Raw genomic sequence first — 23,324 nt, 5'->3', positions numbered from 1 at the left:
AGAGCAAAATTTCAGAGGCGATACGCCCGCTTGAGCCCGGCGCAAAGCGCTTAAGATCTGCGCAGATACCTACGACACTTCGATCCAATGGGAAGGCTAATGTTCGCTTCCCATGGCGGGTTGTTGGCCGGGCGAGGGAATAGTCCGGAAAAGTAATGCTTAGTTGCTGCGTTCAACGAGTGACGGCGGATCAACCAAGTAGGAAGCGGTATGAGCATTGACGAACAAATCAACGAATATATCGCCGGTCAGCCCGAACCAAAGCGCGCGGACATGAAGGAGCTGCACCGCATCATTCTGGGTTTAATGCCGAAGTGCAGACTGTGGTTCCTGGATGGCAGGGACGATTCAGGCAAAATCGTTTCCAACCCAAATATAGGCTATGGAACTCGCACGATTAAGTACGCCAACGGAAATGCCAAGGAGTTCTACCAGATTGGCATCAGCGCAAACACAACGGGAATTTCCGTCTACGTTCTTGGAATCGAAGACAGGAAATACTTGGCGCAGGCTTATGGAAAGAGTCTCGGAAAGGCAAAAGTAACCGGGTATTGCATCAAGTTCAAAACGCTCCACGATATAAACGTAGAGACACTGAAAGCCGCAATGCTATGCGGCATTGATCAGACGATCATCTAGGTTGGATGCCTCAGGTTCGCCTTCGACTGGAAGCGGACGTGGCGATTGTCGGATCGGGGGAAGCTTCATGGATCGTGTTCGGCTCGACGATTCCGCCGACTGGCCTTCAGCGGTTGAGGCCATTGCTCAACGCATGTGGGGTGAAGGCGATTTTGGCGGAATGCTCTGGATGGATTGCGCCGGTTGATGGGTTGCCTACCAGTGGCAGCCGGTAGATATGGGGATCGTGGCCATGGATGCCGATGTCCCTGACCACGCGGTGCCCAGCAAGGACGATGACGCATACTTTGACACGGGCTATTTCTTCGGCCCTCGCGCACTCAAACTCTTGCTGGAAGACGAGACGGAACGCGGATTGTCGTTGTGCGAATCGGTGGGACGTGAGTTTATCCAGCAGTTGGTAAGAAACTATTCTTGAAGTGGTGGCGGATGGCCTCAGCGGTTCGCTTTCGACCCATGACGTACACCTCGCTTCACTTGATGGGTAACGAGTTCAAAAGCGGCAAAAAAATTGGTGATTTGTCTGCTCGTTAAGCAAGTTACGTCCCAAAAGGACCGTTATCATCGTCAAATAGCGTGAAGTGACGCCGTAGAAGATTTAGCTCTGGAGAGCAACGTGACCCTTATGCATTGGATGGCGTTCGCAGCGGTGGCTGCGCTAAACATCGTGACACCAGGCCCTACGAATTTGCTGATGATGAATACGGGAGCTCGCTTCGGTCGAAGCCAGGTCATCGCCTTCGCCATGGGGAATGTACTTGGGTTAGGCCTCATTGGGATATTGATTACGGCTGGACTCACGCAATTCATTGTCAGATCTGCAGAGATGATGCAGATATTGCGTTTTGCTGGGGGAGTCTATCTGATGTGGCTCGGCATCAAGCTATGTCTCAGTGGCCCCGACGAAGAACCGGTGCAGGGGGATATTCCACGCCGGCATGCATTTCGCCGCGCGTTCTTCAACGCGATAACGAATCCAAAGCCATTGTTTTTTTTTGGGACAATTCTTCCGATTTTTGTGCCAAAAAGCGGAGCCGCGTTCGGTTCAACGGCGCTGTTGGTTCTCACGTTTATGTTGATTTCGTTTCTTTCACTGAATATCTACGGAGCGATTGCGATGCGCGGTGCTGGGCTGCTCAGGCAGGCGAAAGCGCGAAAATGGTTCAATCGTTTTAGTGGTGCAGCGCTTATCGGCTATGGCGGAGTTCTAGCGCTTCGCCGCACCTAATAGATGACGAATTGGGGGGCAGCGGCTACGCCACAAAGGTGGGAGACGTTCCGTCCGAATGTGACAGTTCGGATCGCCGCGTTTTAAGCGGTGAAGACAGCTTGAATTGGGTGTTGGACCTACCTACGATTCAAAAAGTCGAAGCAATGAGGACGCATCGCATGGTCAACCGCACGTTGTCCCAAATACGTTCCGATCTCGCGACCATGACCACCGGCGCCAACAGGCGGCTCCTTTACCCGGCTTCCGGCGACGACGTAGGCTGTTCAGTGGGATTGTTCTGGTCGATATGCGACAGCTTCTACCTGATCGATCCCTACTTTGGTAAGGGTATCGACGTCAAAGGCGCGCTTAAGGCCATGGCTGAGGGCAGCGCCAACTACATGACGGGTATGCGTGTCGCGTCAGATGGTGGTACGCGGCTCAAATTTGATGGGGTACCGGGCACCGAGTACCAGGTCTGGCTCGAGAGCCAGCCCAGCATCAAGAAGCGCCTGTGTTTCATAGATAGCAACACCGACACTTGGCTCGAGAAAACCACGACGCGTTACAACGTCATCCTGAACAAGGATTACGACGGCATTACAGGCAATGACAACTATCCGTATGTCACCGCTTGGGATCGGTTGAATTCCAATGGCATCTTTGCGGAGACGATTGGCGACGGACGCGATAGCGGGGAGTTCGATTTCATCAGATACCGGTGCCGCGGTTTCGAGCCGCTGTGCAAGGCCACTACCGAAGCCGGCGGCCAGATCGGTTTTGCCAGCGGCCTACATTTGTTCCAGAAGCGAAGCCACTACCACACCACCGAATACGACAACTTCGATCGCAGCATTGAAACGGTGATCGGTGCCGTGAACGAGATCATGGGCGATTTCATGGGCGACACTGCTCTGGTCACCGACGTGTCCAGGGAGGGTGCCACCGCGGGCGTGCGACAACGCGCCGCGGAGCTCTTGGTCGTATTTAACGGCACGACTACCAAGAACTGGGCTTCGGTGGAGAAGAACCCGGCCTTTGTGGATTGGTTATATCGTTGCCTGCGAAGAGACCATCCGGCAGCCATCAATGCCATCGACCGGCTCAATTCGACCAAAGGCGTCGGCTTCACGAGATCCTTTCTGCAGGCCGCTTTGAAGCCGCTCCGCCTGTTTTCGTGGGGTCCGATTTAGGGCAGTGGCGCCGTAGGCAGGCCGCATCGTGGGGTGACATCGGTAACCGTCTGGGTGGCACGTGTCATCCACGTTGCGTGCGACCAATTGCAACAAAGCTGCAATTATTTGCGGGCGGGCCAAAGGCTGCTTTTGCCAAAACCACGTTCTTTCGAATAACGGTACGCCACTGGATCGCCCGCCATGGGCGCAGCTATGCTGTGCCTTTCAGGGACACCAAACAGGGAGTAGCAAGATGGCCATTACACGCCAAGTCATTACCTCGTTGCAGCGCGACGGCACGGACATGCTGGGTACCAAGGCGCTGGCGGTGAAAATCGTCGACGAAAGCATCGTATCGGGCTCGTTGTTGACGGTGGAAAGCAATCACTTCTGCGTTCTCAAGTCGCGCGGTGCCGTGCTGAATGTTTATGAGACCGGCCAATACGCGCTGACCACGCCGGACAAGCCGCTGCTTGGTTCGATCGCCCAAGGCTTTTTCGGCGGTTCTTCTCCCTGGGTTTTCGAAGTCATCTACATCAACCGTTCCAAGTTGCTGGTGCGCAATACCGGCATTGCTACGAGCGCCGAAATGGCCGAAATGGCTTATCAGGTGGATTACTACATCCACGTTGACAGCAAGCAGGCCGCGCTCGACCTGATCACCCATCTTCCTTTCAACGGCAATTTCATCGATACGCGCGAAGTTGCCGAGTACGCCGGCCCGGCTATCGAGCAGGCGATCAACCAGGTGGTGCAAGTCACCAAGATGGAAGATATCAACGAGCACATCAGCGACATTCGCGAGATCGTCAAAAACCACCTGACCGATTTCCTGAAGATCTACGGCATCATGCTCAACGATCTGAAGGTGCTGATCCTGCCCAAGGACGACCGCATGCGCGAGTTGATCTCCTTGCAGGCACTGGGCCTGACGCCGGTGGAAGCGGTGCGCTATTACCTGGCCTTGCGCATGGCTGAAAAGGGCCTGGTTTCCGCGCCCAATGCGGCTGCCGGCATGCCGTTCAACATCGGCGGCCAGCCGACCGGCATGTACTCGGTAAATGGTGACACCGGACTTGGCGGCGGCTCGGTGTGAGCAGCGGCTTCTACGACGCCGGGGCCCTGCGGCAGGTAGCGATCAACCTTTTTCACGGTTGGGGCTACAACTTCTACCGCAAGGAAAACCAGCTTCGCGCCGACGATCTGTTGGTGCGAAGCAAGACCGCGTGGTTGCTTGGACGAGCCCGGGAAGGGGTGGAGGCGGCGGAGTCGTCCTATCGGCGGACCGAACTGCCGCCACCGACACGCCAACATCCCTTTCCTTCGCCTCAAGCGGTGGCGGGCGCTCAAAGTCTCGAGCGCCTAGCCCAGGCCATCGGCACGCTAAAGGGTCGCATCGAAGCATTGCCCGCACCCGAAAACGATCGCATGACCCAGCGCTATCGAACGGAAGCGGCAACGCTTGAAACGCTGATCGCACACGACGAGCAACTCATCGGCCAGGCTGACTTGTTGCGCTCGATGGTCGAGGGAGCGGACGGCACGGCATTGATCGCCGCCATCGCCGAGGTGGAAAGCGGATTGGCGGCGATCCAGGCGACCTTGCACGAGCGAGAAGCTGTTCTCCTCAACCCGATTGGCTGATCTCATCGCGATGGCTTTTGTCGCGTTGGGGCAGTGGTCATTGCGTAAACGGAAATTGCGGCGAGCGAATTTGGGCTGAAGTGGCAGGAAGCCATGGGTGGGGCGTGATCGGCTACATCAAAAAGCGAAGGTGCGGATTTGATCGGGCGTGCTGTATATCACCCCCGGAGGGACATGCGCGACTACAGCGCATGTCCCCACGCCAGCGTCGCAAAAAATCACGATGGGACGGCTGGCGCGGACTCGCAAGCGCAGAAAACAATCTGACACGTTCTTTATCTAAATTCGTCGGCTGGATAGCTGCGTAAAGGAAGAGACCGTGAAGAAGCTATGGATACTGCTCGTTTTGTTCGTGTCGTGGCCGTACGCGGCGAATGCATCGGACATCTATTCGGTGCATCTGCAAAACAGCCAGCAACCCTACGTATGCGTGCAATGCGACCTGCGCACGCCGATTCCGGATCAAAAGACGCGCGAGATCCTCAGCGCCTGGCAGGAAGGCAAGGCACCTTTTGCGGCAAGCATGGCGCAATCGCTCAAGGACGGAGATCGGGCGACGGTCTGCAATGGGTGCGGTTGCGCCTCTTACATGTTGAGCCACGACGGCATCTGGTTCGACGGCGACTTCAAGGCGCGCAAGGAATATCCCGCCGATTCTTCCACGGCGCCATCGCCGAAGCGGGCCGCTACTTCCGGGTGAAAAGCCGCGCTTACGGGCAAGGCGCCATGATGCGCGCCTTGCCTGTCTTCATCACGCGGCCTGAAGCGCCATGGCCCGACGACGGCGGCGGCGCCCACGCACGAATCGCCAGATGAGGGTGATGATGGTCCCCACCACCAGCAGCAATCCGACGAGCTGGGCGATCAGTACGCGATATTGATCCATCATCACGTACATGCCGCGCTGGTTATAGAAGCCGTTGAACTGGCTGACGATCGCCGGCAGGCCGAGCAGATCCTGCTTGGTCAGTTGCAGGACGTGTTCGTTGGGGTGGTAGGTCGACCCGAAATCGAAGGTGTTGCCGTTGGCATCCAGCTCGACGTGCCCGCCCAGCACGTAGGTCACCGGACGATCCTTGATGAATTCGGCCACGCGCTTGGCGCTGGCGACATCTTCGTCCTTGTTGTCGATGAGAAGACGGGCCGGCATGAAAAAGTCGCCCGAAAAGAACAGCCCGGTGTTGCCGTCGTAGTAGGAGACGTGTGACGGATAGTGGCCCGGGGTGGGCATCACGTCGACGACGCGACCGCCCAGGTCGATGTGGTCCACCCCATTGGGCCAATCGTTGAAGCCGAAGAACTGCTTGACGTGTTCCAGGTCGGTTCCCGCCACCTGCACGTTGGGAAGCACCTTGAACTGCGGATCGCCGGCGCGATGATCCAGGTGCCCGTGGGTATGCACCACGATCAGCGGAAGCTTGGCCGCGCCTTCACCCGGCAGCAGCTTCATGACCGTGCTGGCCAGCGGCACCGCCGCGGGATCGGCCACGTCGCCCGTGTCGATCATCAAGGCTTTCTGGCTGCCTATCAGCAAGTACATGAAGGGTGCTTCGAACGTCGCGCATGGGCTCTCGCGCAAGATGTAGGTCTGCGCATCGTAGGCATAGACCTGCAAGGGCGGTTGCGGCGTCTTCTTGCAGTCCTCGGCTCCCTGATTCCAATGGATGTCGATGGGCCTGGCTACGGGATCGGCAGCGGCGGTCATGCAAGCGGCGCCGACACCTAACATCACGAGCAACGAGCGTAGTGCTTTCATTTGGCGTCCCTGTTGGAATCGAGAAACGGGGGATGTCCGGGTGTTTCAATTCGAGTGGAAGATCCGGTCATCGTTCGATGCACGCCGCGCGCTTTTGGTTGCATGACGTGGCGGGCTTTGTCCCCGGTACGTCGTTGCGGGCAGGGTGTGGCTGTACGCAAACGGACGCAGGCGTCCGGTTTGACCGCGGCACGCGACGTACCTGGCCGATCAATGAGTTGATTTCACGCTGTTTTTGCCTTGGCATGGCGCTTGCTGCGGGGTGACGTAAAGATAGCTGCGCCGGGTGCCGGGCGGGATGTGTCCATCGGCACGCGCATGACCCATGACCAGTGGTCGCGCCGTCCGCGCCGGGCACGCGACAGGGAGACGAGGATCGATGATCAGGCATGAATTGCGCGGTGCGTGGCGGCGCCTGAAACGACGGCCCGGTTATGCATTGCTGTCCGTCGCCGTGCTGGGCGTTGGCCTGGGCATGGTGTTGTTTGTCTTCAGCCTGGTCAATTCGCTGGTGCTCAAGCCGTTGCCTTATCCGGGCGCCGATCGACTGGTGGCCGTGGGCGAATCGTTGACCAATATCATCGGCGACGTCGACAGCGACCAGTTTCGGATCCTGCAAGGCGGCTTGCGCAGCCTCGATCTGCTTGGCGCCTACGACGATGCCGGTATCAGTCTCGACAGCGGCAACGGCGCGGTCCACTACACGGGCTGCCAACTGACGGCATCCATGCTGAAGCTGCTGGGAGTCGAACCCTTGCTCGGTCGCGGCTTCGCAGCGGCAGATGATGCGCCCGGCGCGCCGGCCGTGGTGCTGTTGAGCGAAGGTGTGTGGCGGCATGCGTTCGGTGCCGATCCGCACGTTCTTGGACGCGCCGTGCGGATCAATGGCGAGTGGGCAACCGTGGTCGGCGTATTGCCCGCCAGCTTCGACTTTCCCAGTGGTGCGCAGGCCTGGTTGCCGTTGCGCCTGACGCCGGGAGCGCATCGGCGCATCGCGGCATTCGGCCGGTTGGCGCCGGCCGCGCAGCTGGATCAGGCCCGCGCGGAACTGGCGGCGTGGTCCGGCCGATTGCAGGATGCATTGCCGCCGACGCAACAAACGCAGCGCCTGATCGTCGGACCGATGTTGCAAGGCATCGTGCCCAACGATGCGTGCCACTGGGCGTGGCTGATGTTCGGGGCCGGCGTGCTGGTGTTGCTGCTGGCATGCACCAACGTGGCCAACCTGCAATTGGTGCAAACCCTGCAGCGAAGTCACGAGCTGGCATTGCGCAGCGCCCTGGGCGGAAGCCGCGCGCGCCTGGTGATCGGTGCGCTGGTGGAAAGCGCCTTGCTCAGCGTGGCCGCGTTGGCCGTCGCCTTGCCCATCGCCCACGCCGGCGATCAATGGCTGATGACGACGTGGACGGCCAGCCGCCCGCAATCCTCGCTGGTCATGCCGGTCGTGGACGGATGGGTTGTGGTATTTGGCATGGTTGCCGCAGCGTTGAGCACCGCGTTGGCCGGCGGCATTCCGGCGTGGCGTGCGTCCAGACCCGATTTGCAGGATGCCTTGCGCGATGGCAACAAAGGTTCCGGCAGCAAATTCGCCCGCGCGGCAAAGATCATGGTGGTGGCCGAAGTGGCGCTCACCGTGTTGCTGCTGGTGGGTGCCGGAACCTTCGTGCGGGCCTTGAATGCGCTGTTGGAACAACAGATCACCGGTGCCACGCGCGCCCATCAAGTATTGACGGCCGAGGTGGCGCTGCCGCCCAAGGCATACGGCAGCGATGCGCAGTACATCCAATTCTTCGACGACGTGGTGGAGCGCCTGCGCCGGAATCCGGAGGTGATCAGCGCCACGGCATCCAACACCGTGCCGGGCGCGTCCCTGGGCAGTCACGAGCACGTGGCGCTGCCTGGACAGGCCAAGCCGTTGGACGGTTGGCCTGAAGTGCAGATGGGTATCGTCGATCGGCACTTTCTGGATACGTACGACGTGTCGTTGCGCGAGGGCCGCTTCTTCGACGCGCGCGATACCGCCGACAGCGCAGCCGTGGCGGTGATCGATGCAAAGATGGCGCAGAGCATCTGGCCGCACCAGGATCCGCTCAACCGCGAACTGGTGGTGTATCCGGGTAAACCCGGGGCGCGCATCGTGAGGGTGATCGGCGTGATCGAGTCGCTGCAACTGGACGACATGCTCGAAAAATCCCTGCCGGGATTGCTGATGCCGATGGACCAGGCAGCAGGCCAGGCGCCTTTGCGCAGCCTGGGTCTGGCCGTGCGCACACGTGCCGATGCCTATGCTTTCGTGCAACCGTTGACGGATGCGGTGCACGGCGTGGATCTGCAGGCCGCCGTCTACGACGTGCACAGCCAGGCACGTGACATGGCGAGCACGCGGGTGGGCCTGGTGGTGCTGACCGACGTCTTCAGCGCGCTGGGCCTGGTGGCACTGATCCTGGCCGCTGCGGGGCTATACGGCGTGCTGGCGTTCTCGGTGGAGCAGCGCACGCGCGAAATCGGCATTCGCCGCGCCATTGGCGCCGGACACGGCGCGATCCTGTGCGAGGCGGGCAAAGTGTTGTTCTGGCAACTGGGGCTCGGCTTGGGCATCGGCCTGGTGCTGTCGTCGCCATGGTCGAAGTTGCTGGCGGATCCGAACCTGCGCACGCGCGCGCAGGACCCGGCGGTGTTCATCCCGGTGATCGTATTGATCGTGCTGGTGTCGGCGCTGGCTGCATTGTTGCCGCTGTTGCGCGCGTTGCGTGTCGATCCGGCGGTGGCGCTGCGCTACGAGTGAGCGCGGCGAGGCCTCAATTGGGCAACGGCTCGGCCACCGGCCGCATGGCCGCGAATGCCGCGCCCGCGGAAGCCATCATGATGGCGGTGATGGCGAGCCATTGCATGCTGCTCAAGTGTTCGCCCAGGAAACTTGCGCCGACCAGCGCGGCGATCACCGGTTCGAGGCTCACCAATATGCTGAAGGTGCGCGCGGGCAAGCGAGTGAGCGCGATCATTTCCAGCGAATACGGCAGGATCGAACTGAGCACGGCCACACCCAGCCCCAACGGCAACAGGGACGGCGCAAGCAACGCGTGGCCGGCATGCATGAAGCCCGCCGGCACGGCCACCAGGGCGCCGATGGCAATGCCGAGGGTGACGGCATCGGCGCCGAAAGCTGCACCGGCCTTCGGTCCGAACACGATGTACAGCGCCCAGCCGATCGCGGCAATCAGCATATAGACCACGCCGACCGGGTCCAGTGCACGTGCCGAGCCGCGCAGCGGCAGCAAAAGAAGCAGGCCGAGCAAGGCCAGGCCAATCCACAAAAAGTCCAGCGGCCGGCGCGAGCCGAGCAGTGCGATGGTCAGTGGCCCCATGAATTCCACCGCCACGGCAATGCCCAGCGGAATCGTGCGCAAGGCCATGTAGAACGCCAGGTTCATCACACCCATCGACAGTCCATAACCCCACAGCGCGCGCCAGTTGGCGTCGCGGCGCAAAGAACGCCAAGGTCGACGCACCAACAGCATGATCAACGCGCCCAGGCCCAGGCGGTACGCGGTGGCGCCTTGCGCGCCCACGCTCGGGAACAGCTGCTTGGCCACCGCGGCACCGCATTGATACGACGACATGCTGATCAGCAGCGCGCCGACCGCGAGCAATATCGGCATGAGAGCGGAGCGCGGGGACATGTCGGCGTCGTCGATGGCGGGGCGGGAGCACCTATGGTGCCTGGATATCGGCGGTAAATCCGCTGTCGTTGCCGATACTGCTGACAGTGTGCGGCAGTAGGCTTTGCACGGCGGGAATTACGCCGAATCTCCCGTCATGGCGCGGCGCGCAAACAGGATCCGGCTCGCCGTCGCAATAGCCAGCGCGGCGACGATCAGCACGGTGGCTACCGCAAAAGCCGCATGCATGCCGATGGCGGCCGCTGCGGCATGGGCCGAGGCGATACCGCTCATCGCCGAAGCAAACGCGAAAACCGAAGCCATTACCGACGCTCCGGTGATCAGCCCCAGATTGCGCGACAGGCTGAGCAGGCCCGATACGACACCGCGCTCATCCGCGCGCACGTCGGCCATGATCAAGGTGTTGTTCGCCGCCTGGAATGCGGCATAGCCCGGCGTAACGACGACGATGCACGCCAGGTAACCGGCGATGCCAAAGTCCGGCGAAAGCAGTGACAACGCGGCACAGCCGCAAGCCAATGCGGCGAGCCCGGCGGCTGCCACGCGAGGAGCGCCGAACCGATCCACGACCCATCCGGCGGGCACGCCGCACAAGGCGGAGACCAGCGGACCGGCCGACAGCACAAACCCGACCGCTGCAGTCTTCAAACCGAGTGCCAGCGAGAGATAGAACGGCCCCACTACCAGGGTCGTCATCATCACCGCGGAAACCAGCGTGCTGGCGGCAAGGCTTGCGCTCAACACGGGATCGCGAAACAGCGCCAGCCGGATCAGTGGCGCAGCGCTGCGCGCTTGCGCCAGGACAAACAGCACGGCGCCGACGGCGGCGAACGACAGCAGCGTGGCGTTGAACCAGCCGAAATGCGCGTGCCCGATCGTCATCGCCAAGGCATAAGCCATCAGCGTCAGCGCCAGCAGCAAGGTGCCGATGTAATCGAAACGCGGGCGATCGGCTGCGGACGTGGGCCGGTCGTGCGGCAGATAGTGGTAAGCGAGCAGCCAGTTCGCGATGCCCAGCGGCACGTTGACCAGAAAGATCGCGTGCCAGCTCAGCGTTGCCATCAGCATGCCGCCCAGCGATGGCCCCAGCGAAGTGCCCACCGCCGACATCGTGCCGAGCAAACCCATCGCGCTGCCGGTTTTTGCTTTCGGCACCGTCTCGCCGACGAACGCTACGGTCAACGCCATCATGACGGCCGCGCCAAGCCCCTGCACTGCACGAGCGGCAATCAGCCATCCGAGCGCGGGTGCCGTGCCGCAGAGCAGCGAAGCCAGCGTAAACAAGGCAATTCCGCCCAGCAGCAATCGCCGTCGGCCGACCAGATCGCCCCAGCGTGCCACGCTGACGATCAACGTGGTCACGGCAACCAGATAAGCCAGCACGATCCATTGCGCCTGCTGGAAGGACGCGCCCAGCGCCCGCGCCAGGGTCGGCAGGCCGGCATTGGCGATGCTGGTATCCAGCGAAGGCATCAGCATGCACAGGGCCAGGCAGGTCAGCGCCGGGCGTAGCGATGCGCCGGCAGCGTGATGTGAAGCGGTTTGCATGGCGGGACTCTTTCCAAAACACGATGCCTGTCAGTCTGGGTCCGGCCGACACCTGGCGGAAGGTGCAGCATTTGCACTTTATTCGTGCGTTTGACGCCACATCCCGCCCATGCCATCGTGCCGCGCGTGTCGACACCCGATCTCAACCTGCTCATCACCCTGGATGTCCTGCTGGCCGAAGGCAGTGTCGCCGGTGCAGCACGACGCCTGCGGCTCAGCCCCTCGGCGATGAGCCGCGCGCTTGCGCGCCTGCGCGAAGCGACCGGCGATCCGCTGCTGGTGCGTGCAGGTCGCGGCTTGGTACCTACACCGCGGGCGCTGGAATTGCGCGAACGCGTGAGCCTGCTGGTGCAAGGTGCCGAAGAAGTATTGCGTCCGGCGCAGCGGCCCGACCTGAAACAGCTGGTGCGCAGCTTTACCATGCGCAGCAGCGAGGGTTTCGTGGAAAACTTCGGTGCGCGCCTGATCGCCCGCATCAGCGAAGAAGCTCCTGGCGTGCGCCTGCGCTTCGTACAGAAATCGAGCAAGGACAGCACACCGCTACGCGATGGCACGGTCGATCTAGAAACCGGTGTGGTCGGTACGGAGGAAGGGCCGGAGCTTCGCGTGCAGGCGCTGTTCCGCGATCGCTTCATCGGCGTCGTGCGCAAGGGCCATCCCTTGAGCAAAGGCAGAGTCACGCCCAAGCGCTACGCCGACGGCAAGCACGTCGTGGTGTCGCGCCGCGGGCGCGAGCGAGGGCCTACCGACGAAGCCTTGCGCGCATTGGGTCTTGAGCGCCGGATCGTCACCATCGTCAGCGGTTTCGCCACGGCACTTGCCCTGGCGCAGCAGTCCGACCTGATCGCCAACGTGCCGGAGCGGCATACCGGCAAGCTGCGCGAAGGTATGCACAGTTTTCCATTGCCGGTTGCCACGCCGTGGTTTAACGTGTCGATGATTTGGCATCCGCGGTTGCATGCCGATCCGGTACACCACTGGCTACGCGAATGCGTGCGCGAAGTTTGCGCAGAAAAGCGCTAGCCAGGCACTGGCATCAGGACGCGTGGTTGGCGTGAAACTCATCGTAGGTGGGGTCCGCGTGCTCCCACGTTGCACCGGCTTCGATGAGATAACCGCGTACGCGTTGAAGATCCACGCCGGCCGGCACGTTGACGGAAATATATTTTCGATTGGCGCCTTCGAAGCTGCATCCCAGCGAGACCAGGGCATCGAGAATCGGATCACACGTACCCTCGTCGGCGGGGGCGGACAGCAATACCCGCAGTGTGCGATTGCCTGATTTCGACACCACGTGTTTGAACGTCGGGTATTGTTCGCCGGCGTCAAACGGCGCATAGACCACGTCCTGCCACGATACCGAGTAGGCGAAGAAAGGCGAGTTGTCGAGCCGATAGTGGTCGTTGCCGAGGCTGGTGGCCCAGAGCGTTTCCACCTGCGCCGAACCATCCTCTGCGGGAACGCGAAACAGCACTTTTGCATCGGGATGCGGCGATTCGCTCATGACGGAGCCTCCGGGTAGCCGCCGGATAGTTTGCTCCGCCGATCAGAGCTTGTCGCGCAGCATCCCGGGATATCCCTGCTGCACGTCCACGATCAATTCACCGAACAGGGTATTGGCCCAGGCGAACCAGCTACGGGTGAAGTGCGAGGGGTCGTCCTGGTCGAAGGCTTCGTGCATGAAGCCGGTGCCGGCGTCGGTGTCGCGCAGCCACTTCAGGCATTGGCGCACCTGCGCGGGGTCGTTGCTGGTCTGCGCATAGATCATGATCGACATCGGCCAGATCATGCGCAGGCCCTCGTGCGGGCCGCCGATGCCTTCGGCGGCGCGGCCCTGAAAGAAATACGGATTGTGCGTGCTCCACACGCGGTTGCGGGTGTTCTGATAGAGCGCATCGTTGCGTTCGCAGCAACCCAGGTAGGGCAGGCCGAGCAGGCTGGGAACGTTGGCATCGTCCATGAAGAGCTGGTTGCCCAGGCCGTCGATCTCGTAGGCCCAGAACTCGCGGCCATCGGCGTCGCGCATGCGTCCGTCCTTATTGACGGCTTGCTCCACCTCGGTGGCCAGCGCCTCGCAATCGCCAGCAAAAGCTTCGTCGTGATGCAGCGCACGGCTCATCTGCGCAAGCTGGCGCAGGCTGAGCACTGCAAACAGGTTGGCGGGCACGAACAGCGGATAGATGCATGCATCGTCGGACGGCCGGAACATCGAATGGATCATGCCGTTGGGCCGGGTCGGATTGCCGTAGCCCTCCAGCATCTGCGTTTCGGTCGGGATCGGCGACGTACGCTGGAAGTGATACGGGCCGCGGCCATGCTTGCGCTGCTGTTCGCGGAAGGTTTGCAGCACCCGATGCATGGCGGCTCGCCAATCATCGTCGAACGGCTCGGCATCGCCGGTGGCTTGCCAGTAGCCGTGCGCCAGCCGGATCGGATAGCACAGCGAATCGATTTCCCATTTGCGCTCGCCCACGCCGGGCTTCATGTCGGTCTTGTCGTGGCGCGCCCAGCTCAGCGGCTGCGCGCGCGGGTCGGGCATGAAGGCATTGGCATAGGGATCGATACGGATGCAGCGTGCCTGGCGCCGGATCAGCCCGCGGAACAGTCGCTGCAAGGCTGGGTCGCCTTTCGCCAGCGGGATATACGGCACCACTTGCGCGGAGGAATCGCGCAGCCACATCGCGTCGATGTCGCCGGTGATGACAAACGTATCCGGCTTGCCGTCGAGTGTGCCCAACTCCACCGTGGTATCGAGCGTGTTCGGATAGCAGTTCTCGAACATCCAGGCGAGCTTCGGATCGCCAATGCCTGCCTTGACGCTGGCGAGCTGGCGCTCCACCGCCTGGCTGACGAATTTACGTTTTGCCGGCGGCGGCCGTTTGCTGAGGTAGTTCGGTGCGCCTTGTGCCAGCGCGAGCTGCGGCAGCGCGTCGCCGACAACACCAGCCGTGGCGGCGAGGCTGGACCACTTCAGGAATTCACGGCGTGTCGGCATGGCGTAGCGTCTCTAATGATCGGTCGGTCTGCGCAGGCGGGCGATGCGTGTTCAATGCCCGGCCATCACCGCGGCAAGATTCTGTATTTGCAGGGCGTGCTGTAACGCGTCGAGCGCAAGCTTGCTGTGCACGGTCAAGGTGACACTCTGGCCCGGCAGCAGGTCGAAGGCGTTATCCGACAGCTCCGCATCGTGATCGCCGAAGGATACCCACACGTCGCGTGCGAGCTGATCGCTACTCAACGTCAGTGTGTAACCGTCGTTGCCAGGGGCGAGCGTGGCCTGGATGTGCGGGGAGGGCAGGGCGAGGTTCTTGGCTTCGTCGAAAAACACCAGATTGCGCGACACGACCTGGTTGCCGTCCAGCAATTCGAAGACGGCGAAGCTGGCGCGCGGGTCGGCGCCGTTGAGCAATTGCGCATCCGAATACGTCGCCACCTTGCGGCTGCTCAAAGCCGGTACGCTGGCGTCTTCTTCGTGCTGGCTGAGCGTCTTGCCGCTGAAATCCATCACGCGCATGCGCCAGCGCAGATGGGCGGCGGAGGTACGATCGGAAACCAGAGACACCGTTGTCTGCCCTTGGTTACGCAGCGCGGCGATCAGCAAGGGCGCATAAAAGCGGCGTGCGTGGAATTGCAGCGCCTTCCACCGACCGTAGACATCGATGCTGGCCCAGGTGGCGCCGGGCCACACGTCGTTGAGCTGCCAGTACAGCGAGCCCATCGCCTGCGGACGTGAGGCGCGCAGGTGTTCGGCGGCAAGCTGGATGCCGTGCGCCTGCATCACCTGGCTGAGGTAGACGAACGAGGGGAAGTCCTTCGGATCGCCGTAGCTGCGCGTGATGTACAGCATCAGGCGCTTGTTGCCGTTGCCGCTGTCGAATTTCTGGTGCGCGCGCATCACCGGCGACTCGGCCTGGCGGTCGCCCGGCAGGGTGAAGGCATCGATGGTGCGCATGTCGGGGAACGACTGCAGGCCGTATTCGGACTGGAAGCGCGGCGTGATGTTGAGATATTCCTCTACCGGCTTGGCTTCGCCGGACCACACGTTCCAGTAGTGGTAGTCGCCGTTGTCCAGCACATTGGCCGGACCTTCGTAGTCGGTGCTCGGTGTGCTGGCCCAATAAGGCACGTCGTTGTCGTATTGCGTGACGACGTTGCGCAGCACGTTGTCGAACAGTTTCACCATGCCGGTGACGATGGCGTCGCGCTGCTCAGGCGTGACGCTCTTCTTCAAGGCAAGGCGATCCGGCCAGGAATCCCAACCGGTTTCCACTTCGTTGTTGCCGCACCACAGGACGATGCTCGGATGGTCGCGCAGGCGCTTGACCTGCTCGATGGCCTCTTGCCGGGTGTTTTCGACGAAGGCGACGTCGTCGGGCGGAATGGCGCCGCCGAACATGAAATCCTGCCAGACCATCAGGCCCATCCGGTCGGCCATTTCGTAGAACGCGTCGGGGAAGTAGTAGCCGCCGCCCCACAGGCGCAGCATGTTCATGTTGGCATCGCGCGCCGATTGCAGCACGCGCTGCATCTGCGCATCGGTGGTGCGCGGCGGGAAGCTGTCGAACGGAATCACGTCGGCGCCCTTGGCGAACACCGGAATGCCGTTGATCACGAAGGCGAAGCTCTTGCCCCAGGCGTCCTTTTCGCGGCGCAGCTCGACGGTGCGCAGGCCGATGGCGTGTTGCGCGCTGTACAACTGGGCGTTGCCGTCGCGGATGCTCGCCTTGACGGTATACGTGTCCTGCGCACCGTAGCCGGCCGGATACCAGCGCTTTGGATGCACGATGCGCAGCGGCAGGCTGATCGCATTGCTGCCCGGGTCGACGGTGACATCCTGCTCGACGTGCGCGGCGATCTGCCCGTCCGGGCCGGTCGCATCCACGCTGACGTGGACGGTCTTGCTGGTGTCGGCGTCCACCTGCAGTTGCGCGGCGATCTGCGCGGCCTCGTCGCCGAGATAGGTCTGCGCGACGTGGAAGTCGTCGACGCGCAGCGCGTTCCAGCTGTCCAGGTGCACGTTCTGCCAGATGCCTTCGGTAACGATGCGCGGACCCCAGTCCCAGCCGTACTGATAAGCGGCCTTGCGCACGTAATTGGCGGTCTGCTTGCCCTTGGGTTCGTCGCCGAAGGCCGAGTCGAATTCGCCGGGCAAGGCATAAGGCTGCTTGAGCAGCCAGGGTTGCAGCTTTTCTATCGGCGAGTACAGGCGCACTTCCAGTGTGTTCTTGCCTTCGTGCAATACGCCTTTCACCGGCATCCGCCAGCGGCGGAACATGTTGTCGGCAGAAGTGAGCTTGGTGCCGTTGAGGTACACGTCGGCGAACGTGTCCAGGCCGTCGAACACCAGGTCCACGTGGCCGCGCTGCAAGGTGGCCGCATCGACATTGAAGCTGGTCTGGTATTGCCAGTTGGACAGGCCGACCCATTGCACCTTCGCTTCGTTGTCGCGATAGAACGGATCGGGCAGCAGCTTGGCCGCCATCAGGTCGGTCTGCACGGTGCCAGGTACGCTGGCGGCATGCCATTGCGCGGCGGCAGCGTGTTGCTTGGCGTGGCTGTCGCCTTCGGCGAGGCGGAAGCGCCAGCCGCTGTCGAGCGACTGCGTGGTGGTTTGCGCATGCGCCACGCTCAACGCCAGCGGCAGCAGCGAGGCGATGGCCGCGAGTTTCAGCGGGCGCGAGGCCGCGCGTTTTGCGGACAACCTGATTCGTTCAAGCATCTTGCTTCGCCACGTGAGATGGGATGGATCGTTGCATCGACCGCGGCAGACAGAGCCGCGATGCCCCTGGCGATCGATCCGTCTAATTTAGATCGATCTATATCGAGCGACACTAACAGTTGCGGCAGGTGCCGCGCATGCCGCAGCGCAATAGCCCGAAGTTTGCTCCGCGCGCGGGCCATCATCGTCGGCCTTGTACCCGAGGCGTCGCTCCTCTACGGTGCGGACCGGTTATTCACCTGCTTCGGGAGACGAGGGCTCATGTCCCAGATCCAAGTCAGCATTGCAACCCGCGATGGCCATTGCCCGGCGTCGCTGTTCACACCCAAGGAAGGCGCAGGGCCCTGGCCGGGGGTGATCTTCTACATGGATGCCCCGGGTATTCGCCCGACCATGACGGAGATGGCGCAACGCCTGGCCGACCATGGTTATACCGTGCTGCTGCCGGACCTTTATTACCGCCACGGCCCCTACGCGGAAATGGTGCCGGCCCAGGTCTTCGCCGATCCCGAGGCGAAGGAAAACATGATGAAACTGGTGCGCAGCCTCGATCGCGACGTCACGGTGTCCGACGGACAGGCTTTCCTCGCCTTTCTCGCCTCGCGGCCGGAGGTCCTCAAGGATCGCCTCGGCACGACCGGCTATTGCATGGGCGGCAAGCTGGCGCTGACGGTTGCCGGCGCCTATCCGGATCACCTCTGCGCCATCGCGGCCTTCCATGCCGGCGGCCTGGTGACCGATCAACCGGATAGCCCTCACCGTTTCGTCAAAGGCATCGCCGGGCGCGTGTATGTGGGCGGTGCGGACGAGGATGCGGGTTTCACCCTCGAGCAGAAGGCCGAACTCGAAGCGGCCTTGAGCGAGGCCGGCGTGGATCATCACGTCGAGATCTATGCGGGCGCGCGGCATGGCTACGCCGTGCCGGATCACCCGGCGTACAACGCGCAGGGTGCCGAGCGTCACTCGCAGGCGTTGGCCAGGTTGTTTGCCGAAACCTTGGCATAGCCACCTAACCGCGCTTAAACCGGGCGTTCGCCGGTTACTGCTATTTCAGCTGGGCCGGCGGACTATGGCGTCACTCCTTCCATCAGCCGGAGGTGACCTGTGAAGACCGTAGCGAATGCTGGATTGATCGCCGTTGCCACCTTGTTACTGACAGCGTGTGTTGTGCCGGTGGAGCCGGAGGGACCTGGGCCGCAGGTGGGCATGGCGGTAGGCCCGGCGCCGGAATGCCCGTATGGCTACTACGATTTCGCGCCGTATAGCTGCGCGCCCTATGGCTACTACGGGCCGGAATGGTTTGCCGGCGGCGTGTTTATCGGCGTGGGGCCGTGGTATCGCGGTCCTTCGGGTTTCCACGGCTACGTCGACAATCGTTACGACGTGCGCAGCGGTTACCGCGGCCCGCTGCCGCAGCGTGGCGAGCGGCCCACTGCCCACCCGGGCTATCGCTTCCAGGGCAATGAAAGGCGCGACGGGCGCGGCAATAGCGAGCATTGATCGTCAGCGCACCGATGTCGAAAAAAGAGGCCTGCCCATGCAGGCCTCTTTACTTTGCGGCGAGCGATTCAGGCGCGCGATTCGGGCCACAGGATGGCTTGCGCCACCACCACGTGTTCGCCGTTGAAGGTGGCCGCCGGCGATCCATACAGCTGATAGCCCAGATCCAGCGCTTCGGAAACGCGATGGCAGAAAGCGTCGTCGTCCTTGCCGGTCAATATGCGGTAGCGCGGCAAACCGTTGGGTGGAAGCTTCTGCATGGGGAATATCCTGTTTAGGCGGACTAGGGCTGACAGTCCTTAAGTGTAATAAGCGAGGAACATGTCCACCGCCGACTCGGCCACCTGTTTTTGTTCGGCCGGATCCAGCGGCGGCAGTGCCAGCGTGATTTGCGGCCAGAACGCAAAACCCTTGATCAGTCCTTGCAGTTGGTGCGATGCGAACAGCGGATCTTGCACCTTCAATCGCCCCGCGACGGCGGCGGCGCGTATCCACGTCGTCAGGCCTTCTTCGCGTTCGCTCATGCGGGCGACCATGTCGCGGGCGCGCTCCGGCGAATGGATGCCGGCGGCGATCGCCACGCGGGCCAGCGACACGAAAGCCTCGTCGTTCAACAGGCGCAATTTCTGCGCGACCAGTTCCAGCAGCTGGTCGCGCAGGGGGCGTTCGGCGCGATAGGCCAGCGCCTCGCCTCCCACGGCGGTGCTCCACAGTTGATGGAGGATCTCGGCGAACAAGGCTTCCTTGCCGGGGAAATGGTTATAGACAGTGCGCTTGGAGGCGCCAGCGCGCGCGGCGATCCGATCCATGCTGGTGGCTTCGTAGCCGGCCGTGCGGAATTCGTCGATGGCCGCCTCGATGATCGCGCAGCGCTTGCGCTCGGTCAGGCGCTGGGGAGGGTTTGGCTGGAGGGGCATGACCCTATTTTACACCGACGGGTTTACTTTTGTCGGAAATAAACTACACTGTGTAGTGTATTTATCCGACACTCCCCTTGGAGCCAGCCATGTCTTCCCGGATCGATCCCTACCAGGCCTCCCCGCAACGCCAGGGCGAGCGGTTCCGCAATCCCGTGGCGCCTCCGGTGCAGGGCTTCGGCAAAACCCTGGGCATCATCTGGAACGCGCTGTTCCGCAAGCCCGCGAACACCCGCCCGGCCAACCCGGTGCCGGTGCAGGCCATCACGCGTGCGCAACTGGACGCGGCGCCGGATCGCAGCCTGTTCCGGCTCGGCCACTCGACCATGCTGCTCAAGCTGCGCGGGGCCTACTGGCTGACCGATCCGGTGTTCGCCGAGCGCGCCTCGCCGTTCCGCTGGATGGGCCCGAAGCGTTTCCACCAGCCGCCGATCGCCCTGGAGGATCTGCCGCCGATCCGCGGCGTGATCCTTTCCCACGATCACTACGACCATCTCGATCGCGACACCATCGGCTACCTCGCCAAACGCGCCGACCTGTTCCTCACCCCGCTGGGCGTGGGCGATCGCCTGATCGAATGGGGCGTGGACGCATCCAAGGTGCGCCAGTTCGACTGGTGGCAGGGCGCCGAAGTGGACGGCCTGCAGCTGACCGCCACACCGGCGCAGCACTTCTCCGGCCGCACGCCGTTCGACGGCAACCAGACATTGTGGGCGTCGTGGGTCATCGTCGACGACGACCTGCGCGTGTTCTTCAGCGGCGATACCGGCTATTTCGACGGCTTCAAGGCGATCGGCGAACGGCTCGGGCCGTTCGACGTCACCTTGCTGGAAACCGGCGCCTACGACGCGCAATGGCCCTACGTGCACATGCAGCCGGAGCAGACCGTGCAGGCGCACGTCGACCTGCGCGGGCGCTGGTTGATGCCGGTACACAACGGCACCTTCGATTTGGCCATGCATACCTGGCAGGAGCCATTCGAGCGCGTGCTGGCGCTGACCACGGAACGGCGCATTCCCCTGGCCACGCCGCGCATGGGCGAGCGCCTGGATCTGGCCGCGCCGCATGCCGGCGAGCGCTGGTGGCGCGGCGCCGAAGCAACGGCCCAGGTGCAGTGGGAAAGCGCGTTGTCGTTGAAATAATGCGTGAAGACGGCGTGACGGAGTACCCTGGCTGATGTATCTATAGCAAACGCCCGGAGGGGGGCGTCTTGCGGATCATTGGCAGGAGTTTTGCTTTGCTGGGCGATGGGGACCCGTCGCCATTCCGGCAGGGTCAGGGCTCAGGGGTCAGATATGTTTTTCCGGCATTACCCGGAAAGAGTGTGGCAGTGCATTGCCCTGTTTGCCCTGACGGGCGGCTTGGCGCTGTACTCGATCATGCTGGCACGCGCCACCCACAGCCCGACGTCGTTGTGGCTGGTCAACGGCGCAATGGTCGGCCCGCTGGTGCGCAAGCCGCTGTCGCAGGCGCGGCCGCTGCTGATCAGCGGCTTTCTGGGTTTCCTGGCCGCCAAGCAGTTGCTCGGCGATCCCTTCGTGGCATCGGTGCTGCTGGGCCTGTGCAACATGCTGGAAGCGCTGCTGGTCAGCGTGGCGATCCGCAGCCGCTTTCCGAAGATCAACTCGCACACGCGCTTCATGAATGTCGCCCGGGTCGGCTTGATCAGCGCGCTGGTGGCCTGCGGGGCGTGCACATTCGGGGTCGCCTCGGCGCAGCATTTCTGGCCGACGCTCGCCTTCTGGGAAACCTTCAACTCGCTTTTTCGCTCGCATTTCCTGGGCATGGTGATTGCCGGCAGCACTTCGCTGATCGTGGTGACCAAGGGTTGGCAGCTCTCCGAGCCGTTCGGCCGCCCGTGGCGCCTGATGCGCGATCTGTCGCTGCTGGCACTGACCACGGCCGCGGTGTTCTGCATGTCGCGCTTCCCGCTGCTGTTCATGGTGTATCCGCCGCTATTGCTGCTGGTATTCCGCCATCGCTTTGCGGGCCTGGTGATCGGCATGGCCATCGTGGCCTTGATCACCACTGCGGCCACCATGCTGGATATCGGCCCGTTCAACCTCGTACACGACGCCACGCCCCAGCTGCGGATCGTGATGGCGCAGGTGTTTATCGGTGTTTCCTGCCTGGTCGCCTTGCCCGTGGCGCTGGCGCTGGCCGAGCACGAACGCCTGCAGGCGCGCGTGCGCGAAAGCGAGTTGCGCTACCGCATGCTGGCCGACAACAGCGGCGACCTGGTAATGCGCATCCGGCCCAACGGCGACCGCCAATATGTGTCGCCGTCGATCAGGGAGCTGCTGGGCTGGGAAGTGAGCGAATTCACCAAGCCGCGCCAGGACCTGATCCACCCCGACGACCGCGAACGCATCGCCGATGTCGTGGCCACCTTGCGTGCCGAAGGCGGTACCGTCACGGCCACTTATCGGCTGCAACACAAGGAAGGCCACTATGTGTGGATCGAGGCCTTCGCGCGGCTGGTAGCCAGCCCGGATAACGACGGCACCACGGAAATCATCTACACCGGCCGCGACGTGACCCAGCGCGTACTGGTCGAGCAGGCGCTGCAGGAAAGCCAGGCTCAGTTGCGCACCATCGCCGACAACGTGCCGGCCGTGATCGCGCGCGTGGACATGTCCGAGCGCTACACCTACGTCAATCGCTTCGTGGAGCAGGTGTCCGGCGAGACGCCCGCGCAAATGATCGGCAAGACCATGCGCGAAGTGCGCGGCGAGCTTCTGTACGAGCGGCTGAAGACCTATCTCAAGCGTGCCTACGCCGGCGAATCGGTGATGTTCGAATACGAGGCCACATACCGCGGGCGGCTGCTGCAATTCCAGGCGCACTACGTGCCGGACCGCGATGCCGAAGGCCGCATGCGCGGCCTGTATGCGCTCACCACCGAAATCACCCACATCAAGAACGTCGAGCGTGAACTGCTGCGACTGGCGCACCAGGATTCGCTGACCGGGCTTTCCAACCGGCGCTACTTCAACGAGCGCATCTCCAGCGTACTGCGCCAGTGCGTGCAGTTCGGCAAGCCGGTGTTGCTGGCGCTGGTGGACATCGACAATTTCAAATCGATCAACGATTCCCACGGTCACGCCACCGGCGACATGGTGCTGTCCCAGGTCGGCCAGTCCCTGCAGCGGCTGGTGCGCGAGGGCGAAGTGGTGGCGCGCATCGGCGGCGACGAATTCGTGGTGCTCAGCGACAACCTCGCCAACGAAGGCAGCGCCGACGCCTTCGTGCATTCCCTGTGGGAGCGATTGCACGTGGCGGTGGCGGTGGGAACCGGCAACGTGGACGTGTGCATGAGCATCGGCGCGGTGTGGTGCAAGGGCGCCGTGTCGGACGATGTGCTGATGAAACTGGCGGACGAAGCACTCTATGTGGCCAAGGCGGCCGGCAGGGATACCTATCGATTGCTGATTCGCAGCCTGCAGGACAGCGAATCCGGCGCGCAGGCCGCATCGCGGCCGGGGCACCTGCAAATCTGAGTTGGCGGCTGAATGGCGGGCGCGTCGATCGGCCGA

21 protein-coding genes are annotated in these 23,324 nt (G+C 62.5%); 13 read left to right on the top strand and 8 right to left on the bottom strand.

From position 1 onward, the window contains the following. Window positions 1-210 precede the first annotated feature (210 nt). From ISS99_RS09110 to ISS99_RS09080, 7 genes are all read left to right on the top strand, one after another. Window positions 211-639 carry a DUF1801 domain-containing protein gene (locus ISS99_RS09110; protein ID WP_204631297.1) on the top strand — a complete coding sequence of 143 codons (429 nt, stop codon included), beginning with the start codon at window positions 211-213 and terminating at the stop codon, window positions 637-639. 232 nt (window positions 640-871) lie between these two features. Continuing rightward, window positions 872-1,057 carry a hypothetical protein gene (locus tag ISS99_RS09105; RefSeq protein ID WP_204631296.1) on the top strand — a complete coding sequence of 62 codons (186 nt, stop codon included), beginning with the start codon at window positions 872-874 and terminating at the stop codon, window positions 1,055-1,057. Window positions 1,058-1,264: 207 nt separating this feature from the next. Then, on the top strand, window positions 1,265-1,867 hold the full coding sequence (locus ISS99_RS09100) for a LysE family translocator (protein ID WP_239537861.1): 603 nt from the start codon (window positions 1,265-1,267) through the stop codon (window positions 1,865-1,867). Window positions 1,868-2,028: 161 nt separating this feature from the next. After that, window positions 2,029-3,042 (top strand): hypothetical protein, encoded by a 1,014-nt coding sequence (locus ISS99_RS09095; protein WP_204631294.1) that lies wholly within the window; start codon window positions 2,029-2,031, stop codon window positions 3,040-3,042. A 235-nt stretch (window positions 3,043-3,277) separates the two neighbouring features. Beyond that, window positions 3,278-4,120: an SPFH domain-containing protein gene (locus ISS99_RS09090; protein ID WP_204631293.1), complete on the top strand. Its 843-nt coding sequence runs from the start codon at window positions 3,278-3,280 to the stop codon at window positions 4,118-4,120. Then, the gene (locus ISS99_RS09085; RefSeq protein ID WP_204631292.1) at window positions 4,117-4,668 is read left to right on the top strand and encodes a hypothetical protein; all 552 of its coding nucleotides are present in this window, start codon (window positions 4,117-4,119) and stop codon (window positions 4,666-4,668) included. Before ISS99_RS09090 ends, ISS99_RS09085 begins: the two co-directional genes overlap by 4 nt. A 319-nt stretch (window positions 4,669-4,987) precedes the next feature. Then, window positions 4,988-5,368: a hypothetical protein gene (locus ISS99_RS09080; protein WP_204631291.1), complete on the top strand. Its 381-nt coding sequence runs from the start codon at window positions 4,988-4,990 to the stop codon at window positions 5,366-5,368. A gap of 51 nt (window positions 5,369-5,419) precedes the next feature. Here ISS99_RS09080 and ISS99_RS09075 read toward each other — a convergent pair whose 3' ends face one another. Further along, entirely contained in the window at window positions 5,420-6,424 is a 1,005-nt protein-coding gene (locus tag ISS99_RS09075) for an MBL fold metallo-hydrolase (protein WP_204631290.1), read from the bottom strand. Window positions 6,425-6,803: 379 nt separating this feature from the next. Between ISS99_RS09075 and ISS99_RS09070 the strand changes: the two genes are divergently transcribed. Further along, on the top strand, window positions 6,804-9,209 hold the full coding sequence (locus ISS99_RS09070) for an ADOP family duplicated permease (RefSeq protein ID WP_204631289.1): 2,406 nt from the start codon (window positions 6,804-6,806) through the stop codon (window positions 9,207-9,209). 13 nt (window positions 9,210-9,222) lie between these two features. On the opposite strand, the gene ISS99_RS09065 is transcribed toward ISS99_RS09070, so the two are convergent. Continuing rightward, window positions 9,223-10,104 (bottom strand): EamA family transporter, encoded by an 882-nt coding sequence (locus ISS99_RS09065; protein ID WP_204631288.1) that lies wholly within the window; start codon window positions 10,102-10,104, stop codon window positions 9,223-9,225. Between the two features lie 117 nt (window positions 10,105-10,221). Further along, a complete protein-coding gene (locus ISS99_RS09060) occupies window positions 10,222-11,652 on the bottom strand; it encodes an MFS transporter (protein ID WP_204631287.1) in 1,431 nt (476 codons plus the stop codon). A gap of 84 nt (window positions 11,653-11,736) precedes the next feature. Between ISS99_RS09060 and ISS99_RS09055 the strand changes: the two genes are divergently transcribed. Beyond that, window positions 11,737-12,675 (top strand): LysR family transcriptional regulator, encoded by a 939-nt coding sequence (locus tag ISS99_RS09055; RefSeq protein ID WP_284343767.1) that lies wholly within the window; start codon window positions 11,737-11,739, stop codon window positions 12,673-12,675. A 13-nt stretch (window positions 12,676-12,688) separates the two neighbouring features. Here ISS99_RS09055 and ISS99_RS09050 read toward each other — a convergent pair whose 3' ends face one another. The 3 genes from ISS99_RS09050 to ISS99_RS09040 are packed head-to-tail and all read right to left on the bottom strand — an operon-like array spanning window position 12,689 to window position 17,359. Then, window positions 12,689-13,156 (bottom strand): DUF4265 domain-containing protein, encoded by a 468-nt coding sequence (locus tag ISS99_RS09050; protein WP_204631286.1) that lies wholly within the window; start codon window positions 13,154-13,156, stop codon window positions 12,689-12,691. A gap of 42 nt (window positions 13,157-13,198) precedes the next feature. Then, a complete protein-coding gene (locus ISS99_RS09045) occupies window positions 13,199-14,647 on the bottom strand; it encodes a glycoside hydrolase family 125 protein (RefSeq protein ID WP_204631285.1) in 1,449 nt (482 codons plus the stop codon). A gap of 51 nt (window positions 14,648-14,698) precedes the next feature. Then, window positions 14,699-17,359 carry a beta-mannosidase gene (locus ISS99_RS09040; protein ID WP_425490454.1) on the bottom strand — a complete coding sequence of 887 codons (2,661 nt, stop codon included), beginning with the start codon at window positions 17,357-17,359 and terminating at the stop codon, window positions 14,699-14,701. Between the two features lie 273 nt (window positions 17,360-17,632). Between ISS99_RS09040 and ISS99_RS09035 the strand changes: the two genes are divergently transcribed. Both ISS99_RS09035 and ISS99_RS09030 read left to right on the top strand, forming a co-directional pair. Beyond that, window positions 17,633-18,376: a dienelactone hydrolase family protein gene (locus ISS99_RS09035; protein ID WP_204631283.1), complete on the top strand. Its 744-nt coding sequence runs from the start codon at window positions 17,633-17,635 to the stop codon at window positions 18,374-18,376. A 99-nt stretch (window positions 18,377-18,475) separates the two neighbouring features. Beyond that, window positions 18,476-18,871 (top strand): hypothetical protein, encoded by a 396-nt coding sequence (locus ISS99_RS09030; RefSeq protein ID WP_204631282.1) that lies wholly within the window; start codon window positions 18,476-18,478, stop codon window positions 18,869-18,871. A 68-nt stretch (window positions 18,872-18,939) separates the two neighbouring features. Here ISS99_RS09030 and ISS99_RS09025 read toward each other — a convergent pair whose 3' ends face one another. Continuing rightward, window positions 18,940-19,131, bottom strand: a complete 192-nt coding sequence (locus ISS99_RS09025; RefSeq protein ID WP_204631281.1) for a DUF1737 domain-containing protein — start codon at window positions 19,129-19,131, stop codon at window positions 18,940-18,942. A 39-nt stretch (window positions 19,132-19,170) separates the two neighbouring features. Continuing rightward, the gene (locus ISS99_RS09020; protein ID WP_204631280.1) at window positions 19,171-19,788 is read right to left on the bottom strand and encodes a TetR/AcrR family transcriptional regulator; all 618 of its coding nucleotides are present in this window, start codon (window positions 19,786-19,788) and stop codon (window positions 19,171-19,173) included. An 89-nt stretch (window positions 19,789-19,877) separates the two neighbouring features. Here ISS99_RS09020 and ISS99_RS09015 point away from each other — a divergent pair, with 89 nt between their 5' ends. Both ISS99_RS09015 and ISS99_RS09010 read left to right on the top strand, forming a co-directional pair. Beyond that, window positions 19,878-20,930 (top strand): MBL fold metallo-hydrolase, encoded by a 1,053-nt coding sequence (locus ISS99_RS09015; RefSeq protein WP_204631279.1) that lies wholly within the window; start codon window positions 19,878-19,880, stop codon window positions 20,928-20,930. A 153-nt stretch (window positions 20,931-21,083) separates the two neighbouring features. Then, window positions 21,084-23,288 (top strand): sensor domain-containing diguanylate cyclase, encoded by a 2,205-nt coding sequence (locus ISS99_RS09010; protein ID WP_204631278.1) that lies wholly within the window; start codon window positions 21,084-21,086, stop codon window positions 23,286-23,288. Window positions 23,289-23,324: the final 36 nt, after the last annotated feature.

This window comes from Dyella mobilis (assembly GCF_016904945.1).
Taxonomy (GTDB): domain Bacteria; phylum Pseudomonadota; class Gammaproteobacteria; order Xanthomonadales; family Rhodanobacteraceae; genus Dyella_B; species Dyella_B mobilis.
The sequence above is the reverse complement of the archived record's forward strand: the minus strand, read 5'-3'. Positions and strand labels throughout refer to the sequence as shown.

Excerpts from the sequence above, each read along its gene's own strand:
- ISS99_RS09090 (WP_204631293.1), top strand. The coding sequence starts at position 3,278 with ATGGCCATTACACGCCAAGTCATTACCTCGTTGCAGCGCGACGGCACG.
- ISS99_RS09020 (WP_204631280.1), bottom strand. The coding sequence starts at position 19,788 with ATGCCCCTCCAGCCAAACCCTCCCCAGCGCCTGACCGAGCGCAAGCGC.
- ISS99_RS09065 (WP_204631288.1), bottom strand. The coding sequence starts at position 10,104 with ATGTCCCCGCGCTCCGCTCTCATGCCGATATTGCTCGCGGTCGGCGCG.
- ISS99_RS09060 (WP_204631287.1), bottom strand. The coding sequence starts at position 11,652 with ATGCAAACCGCTTCACATCACGCTGCCGGCGCATCGCTACGCCCGGCG.
- ISS99_RS09105 (WP_204631296.1), top strand. The coding sequence starts at position 872 with ATGGATGCCGATGTCCCTGACCACGCGGTGCCCAGCAAGGACGATGAC.
- ISS99_RS09070 (WP_204631289.1), top strand. The coding sequence starts at position 6,804 with ATGATCAGGCATGAATTGCGCGGTGCGTGGCGGCGCCTGAAACGACGG.
- ISS99_RS09100 (WP_239537861.1), top strand. The coding sequence starts at position 1,265 with ATGCATTGGATGGCGTTCGCAGCGGTGGCTGCGCTAAACATCGTGACA.
- ISS99_RS09025 (WP_204631281.1), bottom strand. The coding sequence starts at position 19,131 with ATGCAGAAGCTTCCACCCAACGGTTTGCCGCGCTACCGCATATTGACC.
- ISS99_RS09015 (WP_204631279.1), top strand. The coding sequence starts at position 19,878 with ATGTCTTCCCGGATCGATCCCTACCAGGCCTCCCCGCAACGCCAGGGC.
- ISS99_RS09045 (WP_204631285.1), bottom strand. The coding sequence starts at position 14,647 with ATGCCGACACGCCGTGAATTCCTGAAGTGGTCCAGCCTCGCCGCCACG.
- ISS99_RS09110 (WP_204631297.1), top strand. The coding sequence starts at position 211 with ATGAGCATTGACGAACAAATCAACGAATATATCGCCGGTCAGCCCGAA.
- ISS99_RS09075 (WP_204631290.1), bottom strand. The coding sequence starts at position 6,424 with ATGAAAGCACTACGCTCGTTGCTCGTGATGTTAGGTGTCGGCGCCGCT.
- ISS99_RS09095 (WP_204631294.1), top strand. The coding sequence starts at position 2,029 with ATGGTCAACCGCACGTTGTCCCAAATACGTTCCGATCTCGCGACCATG.
- ISS99_RS09035 (WP_204631283.1), top strand. The coding sequence starts at position 17,633 with ATGTCCCAGATCCAAGTCAGCATTGCAACCCGCGATGGCCATTGCCCG.
- ISS99_RS09010 (WP_204631278.1), top strand. The coding sequence starts at position 21,084 with ATGTTTTTCCGGCATTACCCGGAAAGAGTGTGGCAGTGCATTGCCCTG.
- ISS99_RS09050 (WP_204631286.1), bottom strand. The coding sequence starts at position 13,156 with ATGAGCGAATCGCCGCATCCCGATGCAAAAGTGCTGTTTCGCGTTCCC.